The sequence below is a fragment of the Bradyrhizobium sp. CCGUVB14 genome, assembly GCF_024199935.1.
GTDB lineage: Bacteria > Pseudomonadota > Alphaproteobacteria > Rhizobiales > Xanthobacteraceae > Bradyrhizobium.
This window is the reverse complement of sequence record NZ_JANADS010000001.1, coordinates 7,853,961-7,875,797: the sequence shown is the minus strand read 5'-3', so window position 1 is coordinate 7,875,797 and position 21,837 is coordinate 7,853,961. Positions and strand designations below refer to the sequence as shown.

The following is a 21,837-nucleotide window of genomic DNA, read 5'->3' as shown; positions in this document are numbered from 1 at the left end:
CGCTCTACGCGCCGACGTTGTCGATCAGATCCTCGTCGGCGATCGCGGCAAATGCGCGCACAACCTCTCTCTGCGCGGCCGCGTCCAGCGGCACGATCGGCAGCCGTGTCGCGGCCGACATCACGCCAAGCACGCTCAGGGCGTATTTGAGCGCGGCCGGGCTTTCCCGGGAGAGGCAGGTCATCAGCGGGACGAGGCGCTTGTGCAGATAGCGCGCTGTTTGTAGGCGACCCTGCCTGACCTGCGAGAAGATCGTCCGGCACAGGTCCGGTGCGATGTTGCAAACTTCCGAGATCGCACCATCGCCTCCGCCGGCGATATAGCCGAAGCCGGTCGCATCGTCGCCGGACAGCAGCCGAAAGCCTGCCGGCAGCAGCCGGCTCAGGCGCACCGGGCGGGTGGTGTCGCCGCCGCCATCTCGCAGGCCGACGAACTGGCGCGACTCGACGAGACGCAAAAGGGTCTCGTCGGCGAGTGGGCGCAGCGTGCGGGAGGGAATGTCGTGCAGGATCACCGGCAGTCCGGTCGCGCCGGCAATGGTACGGAAATGCGCGAGCATCCCCTCCTGCATCGGCTTGTTGTAGGAAGGCACCACCGACATGATGGCGTCGGCGCCGGCCGCTTCCGCGCGCCGCGCAAGTTCGACGGCGCGGCCGGTGGCATTCGACATCGCGCCCGCGATGACCCGCGACCGGCCGCGGGCGACGTCCACCGCGGTACGAATGACGAGCTCCTGCTCGGCGGGCGAGAGTGTCGGTGCCTCGCCCGCCGTCTCGCAAACCACGAGCGCGGGAACGCCGGCCGCAACCTGGCGCTCGCAGAGTGCGGCGAACGCCTCGAGGTCGATCGTGTCGGCCGCGTCGAACGGCGTCGGCAGATCCGGAATGAAGCCGGTGAACCAGGCTGAGGGAGGAATGAACATGGCTTGCTCGCCGAATGCGGCCCGCTCAGGCGGCGCGCTGCGAGAGGTCGGGGTGTCTGCCCATGTCGAGCTCGATCTCGCGCGGCAGCTCGACGATGGTCTCGGGGTGCTGCCCGTTCTCGAACAGCGCGTATTTGATGGCCTGGGCGCGGCTGACGAACAGGCCGCCATAGAGGCCGTTCTGCTCCTGCGCGACCCACTGTCCCCTGTGGTTCCGGCCGATGAAGACGATGCTTGAGAGGGAGCTGCACGAGGGAGGTTCGACAAGTTTCACGGATTTGGTCCTTCCAATTGATGCGGGCGGCGGGATCTCGTCCCGCGACCGCCGCATCAATATCTTTTCGAAGGGATAGGATTTCGAGAGAGGGCGCGCGGCGATCTCATAGGAGCGCCATAAGGCCTCGTATGAGGGCCTGGTGTTCGATCAGCTGAAATTCTCGCAGGCGACGGGTTCGTACAGCGAGTCCGGAGCGGGGCGTACGCTGGGAACGCTCGGTCGGGATGCTTCCACGGCCAATGCCTGGACTTCGACGAAGGCCGAAAGCAGCGCGATCGCGAGGTCGCCGTGGCATCCCTCGACAGCTGCGTCGAGCCAATCCGGCAACTCGCGCTCACGCGAGAGCGCGCAATGCCATTCACCTTCGTCATAGGCGATACGGCGGACATGCCACAGCGGCAGTTCGAGCTCCATCAGCGCCAGCGCCGCATCGGCCCAGGCTTCCGCGTCGATCAGGCGCATGAGGCGGGCGGTGCGCTCGGTCTGTCCGAGCGAGGGAAAGCGGCGGCAGGCCCTGTCGATGATCTCGAGCATCAACGGCCGCGTCATGCCCTGTGCATTGCGCAGTCGGTCGCCAAGCGCAGGCAAATCGTAGAGTCGCAGAGCGGTCATCTCGGGCCTCCTGGAATTGGCGTCGGTCAGTCGGCCGGCCTCTTCAGGATGGCGGGAAGGACATTGGAAAACGAGATGGGAGCGGGGCGTGAGATATAGGAATATCATAAAAGTCGAGGTGGCCGGAGCCGCTTCGAACGATAGTCGCGCAACAACCTCCGCTGTCGTCCCGGACAAGCGAAGCGCAGATCCGGGACCTATAGCCACAGGGAGGAGTTTGGCGATGACTCGCGGTTACCGGTTTCGCCCCGCAACATCTCCCTGGGGTTATGGATCCCCGCCTTCGCGGGGATGACGGCGGAGTGAGCCGATAGCGCATCGCGTCTCTCAGGAACGACGCGCCGCCTTTATGAGATTCCTATAACTTCGCCATAGCCCTCGTCTCGAAAACCTATGTCCGTGGTGGCACTTCAACACGGTCAAAAGCCCCGCTTGGGCCGTGGAATTGCATTGCGATTCCCTCCACGAGCTCCGTCGGGTCCCCGAGAAAGAGTTGCTCCCGATAGCGGGACGCAACGAGGAGCAATCCCATGATGGACATTCTGATGCTGGCGCTGGGCTTCGCCTTCTTTGCCCTTGCGATCGGCTACACCTACGCCTGCGAACGGCTGTGAGGGAGCGGACCATGATCTTCGATTATGCGCTCGCCGGTGCCGTCTCGTTCGGCCTCCTGTTCTACCTCACCTACGCGCTGCTGCGGCCGGAACGGTTCTGAGCCGTGCTGTTGCTCGTCGAATTGCTGCTGGCGGACGTTGCGCTCGTCGGCGGCCTGCTTGTGGTGCTCCTGCCGTTGTTGCGCCGGACACCGAGCCTGAAGGGTTAATGCCATGACTGTGATCGGTTGGCTCCAGATCATTCTTTTCTGCGTTATCATCGTCGCGCTCACAAAGCCGCTCGGCTGGTACATGACGCGCGTGTTCAACGGCGAGCGGACGTTTCTCTCGCCGGTGCTGCGTCCGATCGAGGCCGGCATCTACTGGATCTCGGGCGTCGACGAAAAGCGCGAGCAGCATTGGCTGACCTATACGGTCGCCATGCTGCTGTTCCATGTCGGCGGCTTCCTCATCATCTACGGCGTGATGCGCCTGCAGGCCGTGCTGCCCTTCAATCCGGCGGGGCAGGGCGCGGTCGCCGAAGATCTCTCCTTCAACACCGCGATCTCCTTCATCACCAACACCAACTGGCAGAACTACGGCGGCGAGAGCACGATCTCCTATCTGGTGCAGATGGTCGGCCTGACGCACCAGAATTTCCTCTCGGCGGCCACCGGCATCGCGCTCGCGGTCGCGCTGATCCGCGGCTTCTCGCGTGCCTCGGTGCGCACCGTCGGCAATTTCTGGGTCGATGTCACCCGCACGACGCTTTATGTGCTGCTGCCGATCTGCGTGGTCTACACGCTGTTCCTGATCTCGCAGGGCATGCCGCAGACGCTCGGCGATTATGTCGATGCCACCACGCTCGAAGGCGCCAAACAGACCATCGCGGTCGGCCCGGTGGCCTCGCAGGTCGCGATCAAGATGCTGGGCACCAACGGCGGCGGCTTCTTCAATGCCAACGCGGCGCATCCCTTCGAGAACCCGACTGCGCTGTCGAACTTCGTGCAGATGCTGTCGATCTTCCTGATCGGCGCGGCCATGACCAACGTGTTCGGCCGCATGGTCGGCAACCAGCGCCAGGGCTGGGCGATCCTGGCCGCGATGGGCGTGCTGTTCGTCGCTGGCGTCGCCGTCACCTATTGGGCGGAAGCCAATGGCACCTCGACGCTGCAGGCGCTCGGCCTCACCGGCGGCAACATGGAGGGCAAGGAAGTCCGCTTCGGCATCGTCGCGTCCTCGCTGTTTGCCGTCGTCACCACCGCCGCCTCCTGCGGCGCGGTCAACGCCATGCACGACAGCTTCACCGCGCTCGGTGGAATGATCCCGCTGATCAACATGCAGCTTGGCGAGATCATCATCGGCGGCGTCGGCGCCGGCCTCTACGGCATGCTGCTGTTCGTCGTGCTCGCGATCTTCGTCGCCGGCCTGATGGTCGGGCGCACGCCGGAATATGTCGGCAAGAAGATCGAGGCGCGCGAGGTCAAGATGGCCATGCTCGCGATCCTGGTGCTGCCGCTGATGTATCTCGGCTGGACTGCGGTCGGCGTGGTCTATCCGGCGGCGGTTGCCTCCATGGCCAATGCCGGCCCGCATGGCTTCACCGAGGTGCTCTACGCTTTCACCTCGGCGACCGGCAATAACGGCTCGGCGTTTGCCGGCCTCACCGGCAACACCTTGTTCTACAACCTCACGCTCGCCAGCGCGATGTTCGTCGGCCGCTTCTTCATGATCGTGCCGGCGATGGCGATCGCGGGTTCGCTGGCCGCGAAAAAATCCATTCCGCCGTCGGCGGGCACGTTCCCGACCACCGGCGGGCTGTTCGTCGGTCTCGTCGTCGGCGTGATCCTGATCATCGGCGGCCTCACCTTCTTCCCGGCTCTCGCACTCGGCCCGATCGTCGAGCATCTCGCGATGAACGCCGGTAACGTCTTCTGATTGTCGGAGTGACCTCCATGGACACCATGAAACTGCAAAAACGCGCCTCCGTCTCGGCGATGCTCGATCCCAAGATCGTCGTGCCCGCGATCCGCGCGTCCTTCACCAAGCTCGATCCGCGGCTGATGATCAAGAACCCCGTGATGTTCGTGGTCGAGATCGTGGCCGCGCTCACCACCGTGATTTTTCTGCGCGATCTCCTCACGGGGGGCGCCAACCTGAGCTTCACCTTCCAGATCATCCTCTGGCTCTGGTTCACGGTGTTGTTCGCCAATTTCGCCGAAGCCGTGGCCGAAGGGCGCGGCAAGGCGCAGGCAGATTCGCTGCGCAAGACCCGCACCGAAAGCCAGGCCAAGCTCCTGACCGGCGCGGGCCGGGACTTCAAGCTCGTGGCGGGAACGAGCCTGAAGGTCGGCGACATCGTGCTGGTCGAGGCCGGCGATACCATCCCCTCGGACGGCGAGGTGATCGAGGGTGTCGCTTCCGTCAACGAAGCCGCCATCACCGGCGAATCCGCGCCCGTGATCCGCGAGTCCGGCGGCGACCGTTCCGCGGTGACCGGTGGCACGCAAGTGTTGTCCGACTGGATCCGCGTCCGCATCACGGCAGCGCAAGGCTCGACCTTCATCGACCGCATGATCAAGCTGGTCGAAGGCGCCGAGCGGGCGAAGACGCCGAACGAGATCGCACTCAATATCCTGCTCGCGGGCCTCACCATCATCTTCGTGTTCGCCACCGTCACCATTCCGAGCTACGCCGCCTATGCCGGCGGCTCGATCTCGGTCGTTGTGCTGGTCGCGCTGTTCGTGACGCTGATCCCGACCACGATCGGCGCGCTGTTGTCGGCGATCGGCATCGCCGGCATGGACCGTCTGGTCCGCTTCAACGTGCTCGCAATGTCCGGCCGTGCGGTGGAGGCCGCCGGCGACGTCGATACGCTGCTGCTCGACAAGACCGGGACCATCACCCTCGGCAACCGTCAGGCGACGGCGTTTCGCCCGGTTCGCGGCGTCACCGAACAGGAACTGGCTGACGCTGCCCAGCTCGCCTCGCTCGCCGACGAAACGCCGGAGGGCCGTTCCATCGTGGTGTTGGCCAAGGAGAAGTACGGCATCCGCGGCCGCGACATGGCCGAACTTGGCGCCACCTTCATCCCGTTTACGGCGCAGACTCGCATGAGCGGCGTCGATGCCGGCGGATCGTCGGTGCGCAAGGGCGCGGTGGATGCCATGCTGAACTATGTCGGCGGCGGCGCGCCGCTGGCTGTTGCCTCCGGCAATACGGCGCGCGCCATTCAGCCCGCCGGGCTCTCGGACATCGGCCGTGAAATCCAGACCATTGCGGACGAGATCTCGAAGGCCGGCGGGACGCCGCTCGCGGTCGCCAAAGATGGCAGGCTGCTCGGCGTTATCCAGCTCAAGGACATCGTCAAGGGCGGTATCCGCGAGCGCTTTGCCGAGCTGCGCCGCATGGGTATCCGCACCGTCATGATCACGGGCGACAACCCGATGACGGCCGCCGCGATCGCGGCAGAGGCAGGTGTCGACGATTTCCTGGCGCAGGCGACGCCCGAGGACAAGCTCAAGCTGATCCGCGACGAGCAGGCCAAGGGCAAGCTGGTCGCGATGTGCGGCGACGGCACCAACGACGCGCCGGCGCTGGCGCAGGCCGATGTCGGCGTCGCCATGAACACCGGCACGCAGGCCGCGCGCGAGGCCGGCAACATGGTCGATCTCGATTCCAACCCGACCAAGCTGATCGAGGTGGTCGAGATCGGCAAGCAGCTGTTGATGACGCGCGGTGCGCTGACGACCTTCTCGATCGCCAACGACGTCGCAAAATACTTCGCGATCATCCCGGCGATGTTCCTGGCGTTCTATCCGCAGCTCAACGTGCTCAACGTCATGAACCTGTCGAGTCCGCAGAGCGCCATCCTGTCGGCGATCATCTTCAACGCACTCGTCATCATCGGGTTGATCCCGCTCGCATTGAAGGGCGTCGCTTATCGCGCGGTCGGGGCCGGTGCGCTGCTTCGGCGCAACCTGCTGGTCTACGGCCTCGGCGGCATCGTCATTCCCTTCATCGGCATCAAGGCGATCGACCTCGTCGTCGTCGCCTTGCACCTGGCCTAACCGTCGTCCCGGGTTGCGCAGCGCGCGCCCGGGCCGCGACGAAGACATTGGAGATACACATGCTCAGAGAAATCCGTCCCGCCATCGTCCTCCTGCTGGTGCTCACCGCCATCACGGGCCTGGCCTATCCGCTCGCCATGACCGGCATTGCCGGCGCGATCTTCCCCGTTCAGGCGAAAGGCAGCCTGATCGAGAAGGACGGTAAGGTGGTTGGCTCCGCCCTGATCGGCCAGGAATTCAAGGACGACAAATATTTCCACGGCCGTCCCTCGGCGACGCTTGCGCCGGACCCGAATGACTCGACCAAGACGGTCTCGGCCCCCTACAACGCCGCCAATTCGGGCGGCTCCAATCTCGGCCCGACCAGCAAGGCGCTGGCCGACCGGCTGAAGGAGGATGTGGACAGGTTGAAAGCCGAGAACCCGAACGCCCCGTTGCCGGTCGATCTGGTCACGACCTCGGCCAGCGGTCTCGATCCCGATATTTCCCCCGAAGCGGCGCAATTCCAGGTGCCGCGCGTCGCGAAGGCGCGGAATATGTCGGAGGATGCGCTGAAGGCGCTCGTCGCCTCCAACACCCAGGGCCGTCTGCTCGGCCTGCTCGGCGAACCCCGGGTTAACGTTCTTGCCCTGAACCTCGCACTGGATCGTGCGTCCGCGAAGTAGCGCTCTAGGCTGGGAATGCCCGGATGATTATATTGGCCTGATGGTTCAACAGCGCCGCGATCCCGAACAACGTCCGTCTCCCGAGGCGCTGCTGGAAGCCGCGCGTCGGGAGGAGAGCGCGAGCGGCAAGCTGAAAATCTTCGTCGGCGCCGCCCCCGGCGTCGGCAAGACTTACGAGATGCTGCAAAGCGCCCATGCCAGGCGCAAGGCCGGCATCGATGTCGTGGTCGGCTTCGTCGAAACCCATGGCCGCGCCGAGACCGAGGCGCTGGTGCGCGGGCTTGAACTGGTCCCGCGCAAGCGGCTCGAGTACCGCGGCCAGATCGTCGAGGAGATGGACCTCGATGCCGTGATCGCGCGGCGTCCGAAGATCGCCTTGGTCGACGAGCTCGCCCACACCAACGCGGCCGGAAGCCGGCACCCGAAGCGCTATCTCGACGTCGAGGAGCTGCTCTCCCACGGCATCGACGTCTACACCGCCGTCAACATCCAGCACATCGAGAGCCTGAACGATGTCGTCGCGCAGATCACCCATGTGCGGGTGCGCGAGACCGTACCGGATTCGATCTTCGATCGCGCCGATGCGATCGAGCTGATCGACCTCACACCCGACGATCTGATCCAGCGGCTGCGCGAGGGCAAGGTCTACGTCCCCAAGCAGGCCGAGCGGGCGCTGGAGCATTATTTCTCGCCGGGCAATCTGACCGCGCTGCGCGAGCTCGCATTGCGGCGTACCGCCGAGCGGGTCGACGAGCAACTGCTCACGCATATGCAGGCGAACGCCATCGCCGGCCCCTGGGCTGCGGGCGAGCGCATCCTCGTCTGCGTCAGCGAGGATCCGCGTGCGGCCGGCCTCGTGCGTTACACCAAGCGGCTGGCCGACCGGCTGCATGCGCCGTTCACAGCGATCTCGATCGAGACGCGGCGCTCGCTTCAGCTCTCCGACCAGGAACGCGACCGGCTGGCCGACACGCTGCGGCTCGCGGAATCGCTTGGCGGCGAGGCGTTGACGATCCCCGCGGTCGGCCGCCGCATCGCCGACGACGTCATCAATTTCGCGCAAGGTAACAACGTCACCCAGATCGTGATCGGCAAGTCGACGCGCTCGCGCTGGTTCGAGATGGCGCGCGGCTCGGTCGTGCATGATCTGGTACGCCGCGCCGGCAATATCAGCGTTCACGTCATTCCCGGCGACGAGCTGCCGGATGAGGTAGCGCCGAAGACGGCGGTGCAGACGGCTGCGCGGTCCGAGCCGTTCAATCCGCTGCCCTATCTGAAGTCGCTGGGCATCGTGCTGGTCGGCCTCGGCGCCGCGGTTCTGCTGCAGCCGCGCTTCGGCATCGAGAACGTGGATCTCGTGCTGCTCACCGCCGTGGTGGCCGTCGCGGTGCGCTACGGCTTGTGGCCGTCGCTGCTCGCGAGCTTGGCTGCCTCGCTCGCCTATAATTTCTTCTTCCTGCCGCCGGTCTACACCTTCACCATCACGGACCCGACCAACGTCGCGGCGTTCTTCTTCTTCATGCTGATCGCGATCCTGGTGTCGAATGTCGCGGCGCGCGTGCGTACGCAGGCCGACACCGCGATCGGCCGCATCCGCACGACCGAGCAGCTCTATGCTTTCAGCCGCAAGCTTGCCGGCACCGCCACGCTCGACGACGTGCTGTGGGCGTCGGCCTATCAGATCGCGCTGATGTTGAAGGTCCGTGTCGTGCTGCTGCTGCCGGAGGACGGGCTTTTGACGGTGAAATCCGGCTATCCGCCGGAGGACCAGCTCGACCAGGCCGATCTTGCCGCCGCGAATTGGGCCTGGAGCAATGACCGCTCCGCCGGCCGCGGTTCGGATACGCTGCCGGGCGCCAAGCGGCTGTTCCTGCCGATGCGCACCGGGCGCGGTCCGATCGGGGTGATCGGCATCGACAATGACCGCACCGGCCCGCTGCTGACGCCGGACCAACGCCGTCTATTGGACGCGCTGGTGGACCAGGGTGCGCTCGCGATCGAGCGCGTGCTGCTGGTCGAGGACATGGACCGGGTCAAGCGTACCGTCGAATCCGAGCGGCTGCGCTCCGCGCTGTTGACATCGATCTCGCACGATCTGAAGACGCCGCTTGCCTCCGTGCTGGGGGCGGCCTCCACCATGCGCGATCTCGCCGGCGCGCTGTCCGATACCGAGAAGCGCGATCTGCTTGCGACCGTCATCGACGAATCCGAGCGGCTCAACCGCTTCATCGCCAATCTGCTCGACATGACCAAGCTCGAATCCGGCGCCATCGTGCCCAACACGGCGCTTCACGATCTCGGCGAGATCGTCGGCAGCGCGCTACGTCGGGCATCGAAAATCCTCACTGCGCACAAGGTCGAGCTGGTGCTGGCCGCCGATCTGCCGATGCTCGAGCTCGATGCCGTGCTGTTCGAACAGGTGCTGTTCAACCTGCTCGACAATGCCGCGAAATATTCGCCGCCCGAGACCACGATTGCGATCAAGAGCCGGCGCGAGCGCGATCAGGTGGTGCTAGAGGTCGCCGACGAGGGCGCCGGCATTCCGCCCGACGAGCTCGAAAGCGTGTTCGACAAGTTCTATCGCGTGCAGAAGGGCGATCATGTCCGTCCGGGCACCGGCCTCGGGCTTGCCATCTCGCGCGGCTTCGTCGAGGCAATGCGCGGCACGATTTCGGCCGCCAACCGCAGCGACCGGAGCGGCGCGGTCCTCACCATCCGTCTGCCCGTTCCGGCGCAGACCCACGCATTGGATACCGCCGCATGAGTGCTGCCCCGATCAAGGTTTTGGTGATCGACGACGAGCCGCCGATCCGCAAATTGCTGCGCATGGGGCTTTCGACGCAGGGCTACGAGATTCTGGAGGCGTCGAACGGCAAGATTGCGCTGGAGAAGCTCACCGAAGATCCCGCGCTGATCATCCTCGATCTCGGCCTGCCGGATATCCAGGGCCATGAGCTGTTGCGCACCATCCGCGCTCGCAATGAGAACGTTCCGATCGTGGTGCTGTCGAGCCGCGGCGACGAGGCCGGCAAGGTGCAGGCGCTCGATCTCGGTGCCGACGATTATCTGACAAAGCCTTTCGGCATGGACGAGTTGCTGGCGCGCCTGCGCGCCGCGTTGCGGCACCAGCTGCAGGTGCAGGGCGAACGCCCGGTCTTCCGCACCGGCGATCTCTCCGTCGATCTCGTGCGCCGCATCGTCAAGCTCGGCGAGCGCGACGTCAAACTGTCGCCGAAGGAATACGACCTTCTGCGCGTGCTGGTGCAGCACGCCGGCAAGGTGCTGACCCACAGATTCCTGCTCAAGGAGCTCTGGGACGAGCTGACCGACGCGCAATATCTCCGCGTCTATGTCCGCCAGCTCCGCCAGAAGATCGAAGCCGATCCGGAGCGGCCGCAATATGTGCTGACGGAGACGGGGATCGGGTACCGGCTCAAGGCGGGGGATTGAGACTCAGATCTGTAGGATGGGTAGAGCGCAGCGAAACCCATCATCCCTCCGCGCCTGAAGATGCGTGATGGGTTTCGCTGCGCTCTACCCATCCTACGACGCTCACATTAATGACGGCGTAAATCACCCCGCCTTCCTGTGCCGAGCCGTCGACCGCTGCGTCTTCTTCGCAGCCCGCTGCCGCCCTGTCACCCGGCGCGCATGCGACTTCGCTGCCGTCTTCTTCCCGCCACGTCCCTTCAGGCTCTGCTTCAGTGCATCCATCAGGCTGACGACGTTACTCGGGCGTTCCTCTCGCTCCGGTAACGCGATCGTCTTGCCGCTGGCCTTGCGCTTCACCAGGGCCTTCAGGGCCGTCTCGTACTCGTCTTTGAATTTGCTCGGGTCGAAGTGGGCGGCCTTGGTGTGCAGGATGTGCCCTGCGAGGTCGACCATGTCCTTGGTGATTTTCGGGCTTTTGATGTCGTCGAAGAACTCGTCCTCGTCACGCAGCTCGTAGGGAAAGCGCAAGGTCGTGCCGAGCAGGCCCTTGCCGAGCGGCTCGATCGCGATGATGTGCTCACGATTGGTCAGCACGATCTTTGCGAGCGCCACGCGGTCCTGGTCCTTCATGGCGTCGCGGATCACGGCAAACGCATCCGCCGCGGCCTTGCCTTCGGGCGCGATGTAATAGGGATGGTTGAGATAGCGCTGGTCGATCTCCTCGCTCGGCACGAAGCTTTCGATGTCGATGGTGTGGTTGCTCTCGATCTGCACCGCCTCGAGCTCCTCCGGCTCGATCTCGACATATTTGCCCTTGCGCAGCTCGTAGCCGCGTCCCTTCTGGTCGCTCTCGACGACATCGCCGGTCTCGGAATCAACCATCTGCTGCTTGAGCCGGTTGCCGGTCTTGCGATTGATCATGTGAAAGCGGGTCTTCTCGGCCGTCGTGGTCGCGGGGTAGAGCACAACCGGGCAGCTGACCAGCGACAGCTTCAACGTTCCCTTCCAATAGGCGCGCGGGGCCATTCCATTCTCCAGTGATTTCAAGGCGTTTCAGGAACTCCAACCGGGCCCCCGGGTTTTGGTTCCGACGGAGACTTTTGCCGTGATAGGCTTCAAAGCGACGAGAGAATGCGGGACCGGTCGTGCTGCGAAAACTTTCCACCTACCGACAGAAACGCGACTTTGAAAAGACGCCAGAGCCCTCGGGAAAGACGGCGGTCGCGCCGTCGAAGCAGCGTCGTTTCGTGATCCAGAAACATGACGCCACCCGGCTGCATTACGACTTTCGCCTCGAATTCGACGGCGTGTTCAAGTCCTGGGCGGTCACGAAGGGGCCATCGCTCGATCCGCACGACAAGCGGCTGGCTGTCGAGGTCGAGGACCATCCGCTCGACTATGGCGATTTCGAAGGGACCATTCCCGAAGGCCAATATGGCGGCGGCACGGTCATGCTGTGGGACCGCGGCACCTGGGAATCCGATGATCCCCAGGCCGGTTTCAAGAAGGGCGATCTCAAGTTCACGCTTCACGGCGACAAGCTGCACGGCAGCTGGGTGCTGGTGCGGATGCGGCATGATCGTGACGGCGGCAAGCGCACCAACTGGCTGCTGATCAAGCATCGCGACGAATATGCCAGCGAGGATGAGGATATTTTGGCGGAGGACAAATCCGTGGCCTCCGGCCGAGCGATGGCGCAGATCGCCGGCGGCAAGGGGCGTGCGCCGAAGCCCTTCATGCTGGCGAAGGGCAGAGGCAAGGCAGATGCCGTTTGGCAGTCGAACCGCGCCGAGGAGACGAAGGGGCGTACGGTCAAGGCTTCACCCCGCGCGGCGTTGAAGGCCGGAACGGTCCTCAAAACCAAGGGCGCGAAGAAGAAGGCTACGACGGCAACGAATGCCAGTCGCGTCTCTGAAATGCCGGACTTCGTCGCGCCACAGCTCTGTACGCCGGTCGAGCGTCCCCCGTCAGGCGATCGCTGGTGCCACGAGATCAAGTTCGACGGTTATCGCATGCAGCTCCGGGTCGAGAGCGGCAAGGCGACGCTGAAGACGCGGACGGGGCTCGACTGGACCGACAAGTTCGCCGCGATCGCGCAAGAGGCCGGCGCGCTGCCGGACGCCATGATCGATGGTGAGATCGTCGCGCTGGATCAAAGCGGCACCCCAAATTTTTCGTCGCTGCAGGCCGCATTGTCCGACGGTAAGACCGAGGACCTGATCTTCTTTGCCTTCGATCTCTTGTTCGCCGAGGGCCTCGACTATCGCCGCTTGCCGCTCGGCGAGCGCAAGGCACGGCTCAGGGAAATTCTGGCGGCACGCAAGCGCAAATCGAGCCAGATCCGCTACGTCGAACATTTCGAGAGCGACGGCGACACGGTGCTGCAATCGGCCCTAAAGCTCGAGCTGGAAGGCATCGTCTCGAAGAAGCTCGATGCACCCTACCGCTCGGGGCGCACAGAAGGCTGGACCAAGACAAAGTCCCGCGCCGGTCAGGAGGTCGTGATCGGCGGCTGGAAGACGACGGCCGGGAAATTCCGCTCGCTGATGGCCGGCGTCTATCGCGGCGATCACCTCGCCTATGTCGGCATCGTCGGCACCGGTTTTGGCGCCGACAAGGTCAAGCGTATCATGCCGCTCCTGAAAGAGGCGGCGTCGAACGAAAGCCCGTTCGGCGGCAAGAATGCGCCGAAGAAGACGCGCGACGTGCACTGGGTCAGGCCCGAGCTGGTGGCTGAGATCGAATTCGCCGGGTTCACCGCCGACGGCAATATCCGTCAGGCCGCCTTCAAGGGGCTGCGGCAGGACAAGCCGGCCGAGGAGGTCGAGGCGGAAACGCCTGCGGATACCGAGCTCGCCAAGCCCTCCGCCAGGAAGCGCGTTGCGGCGAAGCCTGCCAAAGCGAAAAGTACCGCCGAGGTGATGGGCGTCGTCATCTCGAAGCCGGACAAGGAGCTGTGGCCGGACGGCGGAGACGGCGAGGGGGTCACCAAGCTCGATCTCGCGCGCTATTTCGAAGCGGTCGGCGCCTGGATGATCGCGCATATCAAGGGGCGGCCATGCTCGATCTTGCGTGCCCCCGACGGCATCAATGGCGAAAAATTCTTCCAGCGCCATGCCATGCAGGGGACGTCGAACCTGCTGGAGCTCGCAAAGGTGTCCGGTGATCGCAAACCGTATTTGCAGATCGATCGCATCGAGGGGCTTGCCGCGGTCGCGCAGATCGGCGGCGTCGAGCTGCATCCCTGGAATTGCGCGCCGGACGCCTATGACACGCCGGGCCGCCTGGTGTTCGACCTCGACCCCGCGCCTGACGTCAAATTTGCCGAAGTCGTCGAAGCGGCAAAGGAGATGCGGCAGCGGCTCACCGATGTCGGCATGGAGAGCTTTTGCAAGACCACCGGTGGCAAGGGCCTGCACGTGGTGGTGCCGCTCCTCCACGGTGCGCGCGACAAGGTGAGCTGGAAGGAAGCCAAGGCGTTTGCGCAAGGCGTCTGCCAGTGGATGGCCGATGACAATCCCGAGCGCTATCTGCTCAACATGTCGAAGAAGCTCCGCAACGGAAAGATCTTTCTCGACTATCTGCGCAACGATCGCCTGTCGACGGCGGTGGCGCCGCTATCGCCGCGTGCACGCGATGGCGCGACCGTGTCGATGCCGGTCACGTGGCCGCAGGTGAAGGGCGATCTCGATCCGAAGAAATACACGGTGCGGACCGTGCCCGGCCTGCTGGCGCGGTCGAAGGCGTGGGATGGCTATGACGATGCGGCCGCGTCGATCAAGGCGGCGGCGAAGAAGCTTGCGGTGAAAATGAAGTAGGCCGGGCTCCGCGCGTAGCTCTTGTAGGGTGGCCAAAGCGGCTTGTCCGCCGAAGCTCAGAGCGAAGGCGGAAGCGTGCCCACGATCTTCCTGTTACGGAGAGTGAAGGTGGGCACGGCGCGTTGCGCCTTTGCCCACCCTACGAGATCCCTGTTGTGTCGCTAGATCCGTCCCAGCAATAGCAAGATCAGCAGGATGACGATGACGAGTCCGAGGCCGCCGCCGCCGTAGTAACCGGTGCCGTAGAACGGCCCACCGCCGATACCGCTGAAGCCGCCGAGCAGCGCGATAACCAAGATGATCAGAATGATCGTACCGATAGACATGCTAATCTCCTCCAGCCCTTTGTCGAAAGGGTCGTTGCACCTGTCCCGTTGTGCGAGGGCAACTTGCCGCAGGTTTTAAAGTTCCGGATTTGAAACGGGTCGACAGGTCCCGACTTGCATGGAACCTTTGACCGTCCGGCCGACATGACTATGTGAGAACAGTCAGCACAGGGCAGCGCCATGTCAGCACCGCTTGTCGTCTCCATTCCGCATCGTCTCGGCCGCGAGGAAGCCGTGCGCCGGCTCAAGACCGGGCTCGGCCGCGCCGCGGCGAGCATTCCCGTGATGCAGGTCGAAGAGGAGCGCTGGAGCGGCGATAGCATGAATTTCCGCATCCGCGCGCTCGGGCAGATCGCGAGCGGCCAGGTCGACGTTGCCGACGACCACGTCAAGGTTCAGGTGGTGTTGCCGTGGCTGTTGCAGCGCTTTGCCGAGATGGCGCAGGCGACCATCCGCAAGCGCGGACAATTGCTGCTGACCAAGGACGAGGGGAAATAGGCGTCAGGCGCGCGCGGGTTTCCGCGCATGCCTGACGGCGCTTGTCGTGCGGCCCTCGATGACCGCCGCGGGAAGATCCCGGAAAGCTTGCGCGAGCGGCCATTCGTTGCCCGCAAAACCGGGCGCGGTGTAGCCGCTGATGTCGACGGTCGCGTCAAGACCCTCCAGCGTGGGCCACTCCCGCCCCGCTTGTGTGAAGGGCGCAAATTGCCGGCCGACCACGACGATCGCCGCAGTGCGGCCACGGGTGCGGGCAAACGCGATGACATGGTCCGCGTGTGTGCCGCGGACGTCGAGCGGCCGATAATCTCCCTGGGCGAAGACGTCGGCGAGCGCGTTGCGCAGCTTGAGCAGGTGCCGCGTCCAGGCCAGCTTGAGCTGCCCGTCCGGCCAGGTCTTGATCAGACCACCCCAGTCCGGCGTTTCCATCGACGCCAGCGCCATTTGGCGCGAAGCAAAATCCACCGGGCGGCGGTTGTCCGGGTCGACCAGCGACAGGTCCCAGTATTCGGTGCCCTGATAGAAATCGGGCACGCCCGGCAGCGTCGCCTTGAGCGTCAGCTGGCTCAGCGAGTTCAGCGCCCCGAGCAACGCGACGCGGCGGGCGAGGGTCCGGAGCGCCTCCAGGAAATCGCCGGACAGCGCAGGATCCAGGATCTTCTCGATGAAGCCCCTTACGCCGTCCTCGTAGGTTTCATGTGGATTGAGCCAGCTCGTCTCTTCCTTGCCCTCGCGCGCCGCCTTGAGCGCATAGGCCTGGATACGCGCGACGAAGCCGGCATCGGCCGGCCCTTGGAGCGGCCACGCGCCGAGCAGGGTCTGGTAGAGCATGTACTCGAAGGTCGCCGAGGGCGCGCGCAGATTGCCGTGCAGCGCAAGGTGCGGCGCGTTCAGCACCTTCCACCGCGCCACCGCGCTGGTCCATTCGCCGGGAATTTCGCTTAAGCCCGCGATCCGCGCACGTGCATCCTCGCCGCGCTTGGTGTCGTGGGTGGCCGTTGCCGTCATCCCTTGCGGCCATTCCCTGGCGCGGGCCCGCGTCGCCTCGTGGAAAGCGGGAATGGTGAGGCCCCGGCTGGCGGGATCGCCACCGACCTCGTTCAGCGCCAGCAGCCGATGGAATTGATAGAACGCCGTGTCCTCCAGCGATTTCGCCATCATCGGCCCGGTGAACTGCTGCACCTTCAGCGCGAAGCGGCGCACGCGTGGGGCGCTGTGCGGCGGGCGGCCTGGCTTGAGCAGATCCATCGTCAGCGCATCGCGCAAGAAGTCGAAAATGCCGTCGTCGGCAGCGAACCATTCGGCGCGGGCGCGCTCGATGGTGTCGTCGATCAGTTTTCGGTCGAGCGCTGTCGGGCCGCTATGCGTCAGGTATGTGCGATAGACCGGGAAGTGCAGCACGTACAGTTCCAGTGCCTGCCGCAGGCTGTCGGCGGAGAAGTCGCGGGTCGAGTAATGCCCGTTGGCGATACGCGCGAGCAGCCGCGTCAGCACCGTGAATTCGCTGGTCAGCAGCGTCTCCAGCACGCGCCTTTTGGCGTCCTTGACGTAAGGCGCAAGCCGCGGTGGCCGGTTGCTGATCTGCCGCCAGGTCTCGTCCAGCGCCTCCAACCCTTTGGCGTCGATCAGCACCTGGGTGATGGCGTTCATCCATTCGTAGCCGGTGGTGCCCTGAACGCCGGCGAAGTGCGGCAGCTTTTCGTGCTCGCACAGGATCTTTTCGATCACCGTGTAGAACGGCTTCGTTGCGCCTTGCGCGTCGCGCACCAGCCGCCGCAACCGCTGACAATATTGCGCGGGATCGCGCAGGCCGTCGATGTGATCGAGGCGGATGCCCTGCAGCTTGCCCTCGGCGACGACTTGCTTCACCAGCCGGTGCGTGGCGGCAAACGTGCTCGGATCCTCGACGCGCAGACCTGCGAGCCCGTTGACGTCGAAGAAGCGGCGATAGTTGATGTCGCTGGAGGCAAGCCGCCAGTGGCCGAGCTTGTAGTGCTGCCGCTCCAGCAGATGATGCAGCGCCAGCGTCTGCGCCGGGCGATCCTTGGCGGCGCGATAGGCGGCGAGGCCATGGGTGATGATGTCGGCGCTGCCTGCGATCTCCTTCAGTTCGGCCTTGAAGCCGGGTGCCTCCTTGCGGTTCGGCCGGCGCAGGCCCGTGTAGCGGGCGGCAAGTGAAAGCAGGCGTTTGCCGGCGACGGTATCGGCGGCGTCCGCTTCCTTCACGATCACGCGCAGCATTTCGCCATAGCGCTCCGGCGCGATCGGCAGGCGATGTTCGAAGTACCAGGCCGAAAAACCGCCTTCGTCCGCGTCGTAGCGCAGCTCGATCTCGCCGCGCTCGAGCGCTTCGCCATAGGGCGAGCCGAGGATCGGCAGCAGCACGCCGCCGCGGGCGCGGTGGGGCAGAAGATCCCAGTCGATATCGAAGGCGACCGCGTGCGGTGAGGTCTGGCCCCATTCCAGCACGTCGAGCCACCAGGGATTGTCGGCAAAGTGCACGCCGACATGGTTCGGCACGAAGTCGATGATGAGGCCGAGGTCGTTCTCTCTAAGCGCCTCGCTCAGCCGCGCAAAGCCGGCCTCGCCGCCGAGCTCTGGATTGAACTGGCTGTGATCGACGGTGTCGTAGCCGTGGGTCGAGCCCTTGCGCGCCTTCATCACCGGCGAGGCGTAGAGATGCGTGATCCCCAGCGCCTTCAGATAAGGCACCACCGCGGCGGCTTTGTCGAAGTCGAAATCCGCGGTGAGCTGAAGCCGGTAAGTCGCGAGAGGAATCGCGGAAGGCATATCAACCTCCGAGATGCCAGAGCACCGACCACGGCGTGAGCCGATTGTCACTTGCGGTGCCCCAGAGCGGCGCGCCTGCATGTCCGTTGGAATAAATGATGTCCTTGTCCGACAGATTGGCCGTCAGACGCAGCGTCGTGCCGTCACCCATGCGCCAATGCGCGGTGAGCAGGCCATTATCGGCCGCCTCGGCATCGCCGAAGCGCGTGCCCTTCAGGCGCGGCATAATCTCCTTGCTCCGAAGCGTGAGCAGCTCACGCACCAGCGCCAGCCGCGCATCCTGCGCCGGCGTGCGGCCGGCCCAGTCGAGCACGGCCGATTGCGGCGTGGCGGGATCGAGCGGATCAGGCACCTCGTCGCCGTATTTGTCGTAGGCCCAGGCATATTCCTGCTTGCGCCCGTTGCGCACGGCGTCGGCAAGGCCACCCTGGAAATCGCAGAAGAACGGGAAGGGGCCAGTCGAGCCCCATTCCTCGCCCTGGAACAGCATTGGCACCATCGGCGCCAGCAGCGTCACCGCGAGTGCGGCCTCGATCTGCCGTGGCGGTGCCAGGCTTTCCAGCCGGTCGCCAAGCGGGCGGTTGCCGATCTGGTCGTGGTTCTGCAGGAAGTTGACGAAGGTCGCCGGCGGCAGCTCGCCGCTGGCCTCGCCGCGTGGCTTCTTGCCCCAGAATTCCGAGATCTCGCCCTGATAGACGAAGCCCGAGGCGAGCGCGCGGGCCAGATCCATGCGCGGCGTCTGATAGTCCGCGTAATAGCCGGCGAGCTCGCCGGTCAGCATCACATGCCAGGCGTGATGATAATCATCGTTCCACTGCGCGCGATATTTGCCGTTCGGCGGCTCCTGCGCCGCATCGAGCAGGCTGGCGCGGTTGTCGCCGTTCTCCAGCACCAGATGAATGTGCCGCCCGGTGGCCTTGGCGAGCTCGCCTACGGCAGCGCTGAGGTCGTGCAGCATCGACTGCTCGCCGGGGATCGCCATGATGTGGTTGGCAGCGTCCAGCCTCAACCCGTCGAAACGGTAGTCGCTGAGCCAGGACAACGCATTCTCGATCGCGAACGCTCGCACCTGCGGCACGCGATAATCGATCGCGCTGCCCCAGGGCGTGTGCGCGTCGGTGAAGAAGGTCGGTGCGTAGCGGCCGAGATAATTCCCTTCGGGCCCGAAATGATTGTAGACGACGTCGAGAAACACCATCAGCCCGCGCAGATGGGCTTCGTCGATCAACGCCTTCAGCTGTTCGGGCCGACCATAGGCGCTGTCGGGCGCATACCACAGCACGCCGTCATAGCCCCAGCCGCGGCCGCCGGCGAAATCGGCCAGCGGCATGAGTTCGAGCGCGGTGATGCCGGTCGCGACGAGATGATCGAGCTTGCCGATCATGGCGCGGTAGGTGCCATCGGTCGTGAAGGTGCCGACATGGGTCTCGATCAGCACGGTCTCTTCCCAGGGGCGGCCGCGCCAATCCCTGGCGCGCCACGCGAAGGAATCGTGGTCGATCACTTCGCTCGGGCCGAACACGTCCTCCGGCTGGAACGCGGATGCGGGATCAGGCACGTCGATCTCGTCGTCGATCCTGAACTTGTAGGTGCTTCCGACCGGCAGGCCGGCGATCTCGGCGACATACCAGCCATCCTGCCGGCGCTGCATGGCATGTCGTCGATCGAGCAGGAGATCGACACGACGCGCGCCGGGCGCCCACAAACGAAACGAGACGCCGTCCCTGGTCGGCTTCGCCCCGAAGGATGGCCTCATAGCGCCCCCGCGAAGGCGAGCACGGAGCGCGGCGGCGCCTTGCTGTCGCTTCCGGGCAGGAAATCAACGCTGTTCAGCTTGGCATCCGTGGTGTTCAGGATCTGCTGCCAGCTTTTGTATTCGGGCATTTTCGGCAATTTGAATGCGATCTCTTCAGGGGCGGCGTTCAATACGATAAAGATCGCCGCGCTGCCCGGTTCCATCGGCCCCATCACATAAGAGAGAAACCGCCCATCGGGAAATGTCCAGTCGCTCTCCGTCATCTCGTCGCCCGCGGGGGTCAGCCACAGCGCGCCGTAGGAGATGCCGTCTTTCGGCCGGCCATCGAGCCAGCGATGGCTGCGCAGCTGCGAGAACTTCTGGCGGATGCCGGCGAGATCGGCGACGAAATCGACCATGTCGTCGCCGTCCTTGCCGAGATTGTCCCAGCCGACCCAGCCGACCTCGTTGTCCTGGCAATAGGCGTTGTTGTTGCCGGATTGCGTATTGCCGACCTCGTCGCCGGCGAGGATCAGGGGAATGCCCTGCGCCAGCATCAGGCAGGCCAGCACATTCTTGCGCAGCTGCCGCCGCAGGCTGAGGATATTGGGATCGTCGGTCGGGCCTTCGACGCCGCAATTGTTGCTGTGGTTGTCGTTGGAGCCGTCGCGATTGTCCTCGCCGTTGGCCTCGTTATGCTTCTCGTTGTAGCTGAAGAGGTCGGCCAGCGTGAAACCATCATGCACGGTGATGTGGTTGATGCTGGCACGGGGGCGCCGTCCGTCATGGTTGAACAGGTCGGAGGACGCCGTCATGCGGCTGGAGATGTCGCCGATCAGGCTGCCTTCTCCGCTCCAGTAGCGGCGCATGGCGCTGCGATAGCGGTCGTTCCACTCCGACCATTGCGAGGGGAAGGCGCCGACCTGGTAGCCGCCGAGGCCGAGGTCCCAGGGTTCGGCAACGAGCTTGACGGTCGCGAGCACCGGGTCCTGCCGGATCGCGGTGAGGAACGAGATGCCGCGATCATAGCCGTTCGGCCCGCGCGCGAGCGTCGTGGCGAGGTCGAAGCGGAAGCCGTCGACATGGCAGACCTCGACCCAGTAGCGCAGTGAATCCATCACCATCTGCAGCACGCGCGGATGAGTGAGGTTGACCGACGAGCCGCAGCCGGTGAAGTCGTCGTAATAGCGCGGGTTCTCGCGGTTCAGCCAGTAATAGGAGGCATTGTCGATGCCGCGATAGCACAGCGTCGGGCCGAGATGATTGCCTTCGGCGGTATGGTTGTAGACGACGTCGAGCATCACCTCGATGCCGGCATCGTGCAGCCGCGCCACAGTGGTGCGGAAGGAATCGAGCGCGTTGTCCTGGGCATAGCGCTGCTCCGGCGCAAAGAAGGACAGCGTATTGTAGCCCCAGTAATTGGCGAGCTTCTTCTCCACCAGCACGCGGTCGTCGACGAAGGCATGGATCGGCAGCAGCTCGACCGTGGTGACGCCGAGCTTCTTCAGATGCTCGATCATCGCCGGAGAGGACAGGCCGCCATAGGTGCCGCGCAAATTCGGCGGCACGTCGTCGCGCTTCTGCGTCAGTCCCTTGACGTGAGCCTCGTAGATGATGGTGTCTTCCCAGGGAATGTTCGGCCGGATCTCGCGACGGCCCCAGTTGAAGGTCTCGTCGACGACGACACCCTTGGGCATGCCGCGCGCATTGTCGCGCCGATCGAACGACAGATCCTCGCGCGCCGAGCCGGTACGGTAGGCGAAATGCGCGTCACTCCAGACGAGCCGCCCCGAGAGCCGCTTGGCGTAGGGGTCGAGCAGCAGCTTGTTGGCGTTGAAGCGGTGGCCGTGCTCGGGCTCGTAGGGGCCGTGCACGCGATAGCCGTAGAGCTGGCCCGGCGAGACGTCGTTGAGATAGCCGTGCCAGACGTCCTCGGTGCGTTCCGGCAGCTCGATCCGTTCGAGCTCGCGCCGGCCCTGGCTGTCGAACAGGCACAGCTCGACCTTCTGCGCGTTGGCGGAAAACAGCGCAAAATTGGTGCCGCGTCCGTCCCAGCTTGCACCGAGGCGTGCGGGCGATCCGGCAGTCAGGCGCATGTG

General features: G+C 64.8%; 16 protein-coding genes. 8 read left to right on the top strand and 8 right to left on the bottom strand.

The annotated features are described in order from the left end of the window. Nucleotides 1–4: 4 nt before the first annotated feature. The 3 genes from dapA to NLM32_RS36730 all read right to left on the bottom strand — a co-directional run bounded on the left by dapA (nucleotide 5) and on the right by NLM32_RS36730 (nucleotide 1,811). Entirely contained in the window at nucleotides 5–922 is a 918-nt protein-coding gene (gene dapA / locus NLM32_RS36740; protein WP_254133572.1) for a 4-hydroxy-tetrahydrodipicolinate synthase, read from the bottom strand. A gap of 25 nt (nucleotides 923–947) precedes the next feature. Then, entirely contained in the window at nucleotides 948–1,196 is a 249-nt protein-coding gene (locus NLM32_RS36735; RefSeq protein ID WP_254133571.1) for a hypothetical protein, read from the bottom strand. A gap of 150 nt (nucleotides 1,197–1,346) precedes the next feature. After that, nucleotides 1,347–1,811: a hypothetical protein gene (locus NLM32_RS36730; RefSeq protein ID WP_254133570.1), complete on the bottom strand. Its 465-nt coding sequence runs from the start codon at nucleotides 1,809–1,811 to the stop codon at nucleotides 1,347–1,349. Between the two features lie 625 nt (nucleotides 1,812–2,436). Here NLM32_RS36730 and NLM32_RS36725 point away from each other — a divergent pair. The 6 genes from NLM32_RS36725 (at nucleotide 2,437) to NLM32_RS36700 (ending at nucleotide 10,589) form a co-directional block, all read left to right on the top strand. Then, a complete protein-coding gene (locus NLM32_RS36725; protein WP_038965694.1) occupies nucleotides 2,437–2,526 on the top strand; it encodes a K(+)-transporting ATPase subunit F in 90 nt (29 codons plus the stop codon). A 112-nt stretch (nucleotides 2,527–2,638) separates the two neighbouring features. Further along, a complete protein-coding gene (gene kdpA, locus NLM32_RS36720; protein ID WP_254133569.1) occupies nucleotides 2,639–4,342 on the top strand; it encodes a potassium-transporting ATPase subunit KdpA in 1,704 nt (567 codons plus the stop codon). 17 nt (nucleotides 4,343–4,359) lie between these two features. Beyond that, nucleotides 4,360–6,474, top strand: coding sequence for a potassium-transporting ATPase subunit KdpB (gene kdpB / locus NLM32_RS36715; protein ID WP_254133568.1), 2,115 nt, complete (start codon nucleotides 4,360–4,362; stop codon nucleotides 6,472–6,474). A 59-nt stretch (nucleotides 6,475–6,533) separates the two neighbouring features. After that, entirely contained in the window at nucleotides 6,534–7,139 is a 606-nt protein-coding gene (locus tag NLM32_RS36710) for a K(+)-transporting ATPase subunit C (protein WP_254133567.1), read from the top strand. 40 nt (nucleotides 7,140–7,179) lie between these two features. Beyond that, nucleotides 7,180–9,903 (top strand): sensor histidine kinase KdpD, encoded by a 2,724-nt coding sequence (locus tag NLM32_RS36705; RefSeq protein WP_254133566.1) that lies wholly within the window; start codon nucleotides 7,180–7,182, stop codon nucleotides 9,901–9,903. Continuing rightward, on the top strand, nucleotides 9,900–10,589 hold the full coding sequence (locus NLM32_RS36700) for a response regulator (RefSeq protein WP_254133565.1): 690 nt from the start codon (nucleotides 9,900–9,902) through the stop codon (nucleotides 10,587–10,589). Before NLM32_RS36705 ends, NLM32_RS36700 begins: the two co-directional genes overlap by 4 nt. 123 nt (nucleotides 10,590–10,712) lie before the next feature. Here NLM32_RS36700 and NLM32_RS36695 read toward each other — a convergent pair whose 3' ends face one another. Further along, the gene (locus NLM32_RS36695; protein ID WP_254133564.1) at nucleotides 10,713–11,597 is read right to left on the bottom strand and encodes a Ku protein; all 885 of its coding nucleotides are present in this window, start codon (nucleotides 11,595–11,597) and stop codon (nucleotides 10,713–10,715) included. Nucleotides 11,598–11,716: 119 nt separating this feature from the next. On the opposite strand from NLM32_RS36695, the gene ligD reads away from it, so the two are divergent. Then, on the top strand, nucleotides 11,717–14,389 hold the full coding sequence (gene ligD / locus NLM32_RS36690) for a DNA ligase D (protein WP_254133563.1): 2,673 nt from the start codon (nucleotides 11,717–11,719) through the stop codon (nucleotides 14,387–14,389). Nucleotides 14,390–14,550: 161 nt separating this feature from the next. On the opposite strand, the gene NLM32_RS36685 is transcribed toward ligD, so the two are convergent. Beyond that, entirely contained in the window at nucleotides 14,551–14,715 is a 165-nt protein-coding gene (locus NLM32_RS36685; RefSeq protein ID WP_007595743.1) for a DUF3309 family protein, read from the bottom strand. A gap of 180 nt (nucleotides 14,716–14,895) precedes the next feature. Between NLM32_RS36685 and NLM32_RS36680 the strand changes: the two genes are divergently transcribed. Then, nucleotides 14,896–15,213 (top strand): polyhydroxyalkanoic acid system family protein, encoded by a 318-nt coding sequence (locus tag NLM32_RS36680; RefSeq protein ID WP_027529317.1) that lies wholly within the window; start codon nucleotides 14,896–14,898, stop codon nucleotides 15,211–15,213. Between the two features lie 3 nt (nucleotides 15,214–15,216). On the opposite strand, the gene treY is transcribed toward NLM32_RS36680, so the two are convergent. Genes treY through glgX form a run of 3 tightly spaced genes read right to left on the bottom strand, consistent with a single transcriptional unit; the run spans nucleotide 15,217 to nucleotide 21,834 of the window. Continuing rightward, nucleotides 15,217–18,003 carry a malto-oligosyltrehalose synthase gene (gene treY, locus NLM32_RS36675; RefSeq protein ID WP_254133562.1) on the bottom strand — a complete coding sequence of 929 codons (2,787 nt, stop codon included), beginning with the start codon at nucleotides 18,001–18,003 and terminating at the stop codon, nucleotides 15,217–15,219. A gap of 1 nt (nucleotide 18,004) precedes the next feature. Next, a complete protein-coding gene (gene treZ, locus NLM32_RS36670; RefSeq protein ID WP_254133561.1) occupies nucleotides 18,005–19,759 on the bottom strand; it encodes a malto-oligosyltrehalose trehalohydrolase in 1,755 nt (584 codons plus the stop codon). Next, the gene (gene glgX, locus NLM32_RS36665; protein ID WP_254133560.1) at nucleotides 19,756–21,834 is read right to left on the bottom strand and encodes a glycogen debranching protein GlgX; all 2,079 of its coding nucleotides are present in this window, start codon (nucleotides 21,832–21,834) and stop codon (nucleotides 19,756–19,758) included. The genes treZ and glgX overlap by 4 nt, the downstream gene beginning before the upstream one ends. Nucleotides 21,835–21,837 lie beyond the last annotated feature (3 nt).

Bases quoted from the DNA above. Each gene is read 5' to 3' on its own strand.
- dapA (WP_254133572.1), bottom strand. From the start codon at position 922: ATGTTCATTCCTCCCTCAGCCTGGTTCACCGGCTTCATTCCGGATCTG.
- NLM32_RS36730 (WP_254133570.1), bottom strand. From the start codon at position 1,811: ATGACCGCTCTGCGACTCTACGATTTGCCTGCGCTTGGCGACCGACTG.
- NLM32_RS36725 (WP_038965694.1), top strand. From the start codon at position 2,437: ATGATCTTCGATTATGCGCTCGCCGGTGCCGTCTCGTTCGGCCTCCTG.
- kdpA (WP_254133569.1), top strand. From the start codon at position 2,639: ATGACTGTGATCGGTTGGCTCCAGATCATTCTTTTCTGCGTTATCATC.
- kdpB (WP_254133568.1), top strand. From the start codon at position 4,360: ATGGACACCATGAAACTGCAAAAACGCGCCTCCGTCTCGGCGATGCTC.
- NLM32_RS36710 (WP_254133567.1), top strand. From the start codon at position 6,534: ATGCTCAGAGAAATCCGTCCCGCCATCGTCCTCCTGCTGGTGCTCACC.
- NLM32_RS36705 (WP_254133566.1), top strand. From the start codon at position 7,180: ATGGTTCAACAGCGCCGCGATCCCGAACAACGTCCGTCTCCCGAGGCG.
- NLM32_RS36700 (WP_254133565.1), top strand. From the start codon at position 9,900: ATGAGTGCTGCCCCGATCAAGGTTTTGGTGATCGACGACGAGCCGCCG.
- NLM32_RS36695 (WP_254133564.1), bottom strand. From the start codon at position 11,597: ATGGCCCCGCGCGCCTATTGGAAGGGAACGTTGAAGCTGTCGCTGGTC.
- NLM32_RS36685 (WP_007595743.1), bottom strand. From the start codon at position 14,715: ATGTCTATCGGTACGATCATTCTGATCATCTTGGTTATCGCGCTGCTC.
- NLM32_RS36680 (WP_027529317.1), top strand. From the start codon at position 14,896: ATGTCAGCACCGCTTGTCGTCTCCATTCCGCATCGTCTCGGCCGCGAG.
- treY (WP_254133562.1), bottom strand. From the start codon at position 18,003: ATGCCTTCCGCGATTCCTCTCGCGACTTACCGGCTTCAGCTCACCGCG.
- treZ (WP_254133561.1), bottom strand. From the start codon at position 19,759: ATGAGGCCATCCTTCGGGGCGAAGCCGACCAGGGACGGCGTCTCGTTT.
- glgX (WP_254133560.1), bottom strand. From the start codon at position 21,834: ATGCGCCTGACTGCCGGATCGCCCGCACGCCTCGGTGCAAGCTGGGAC.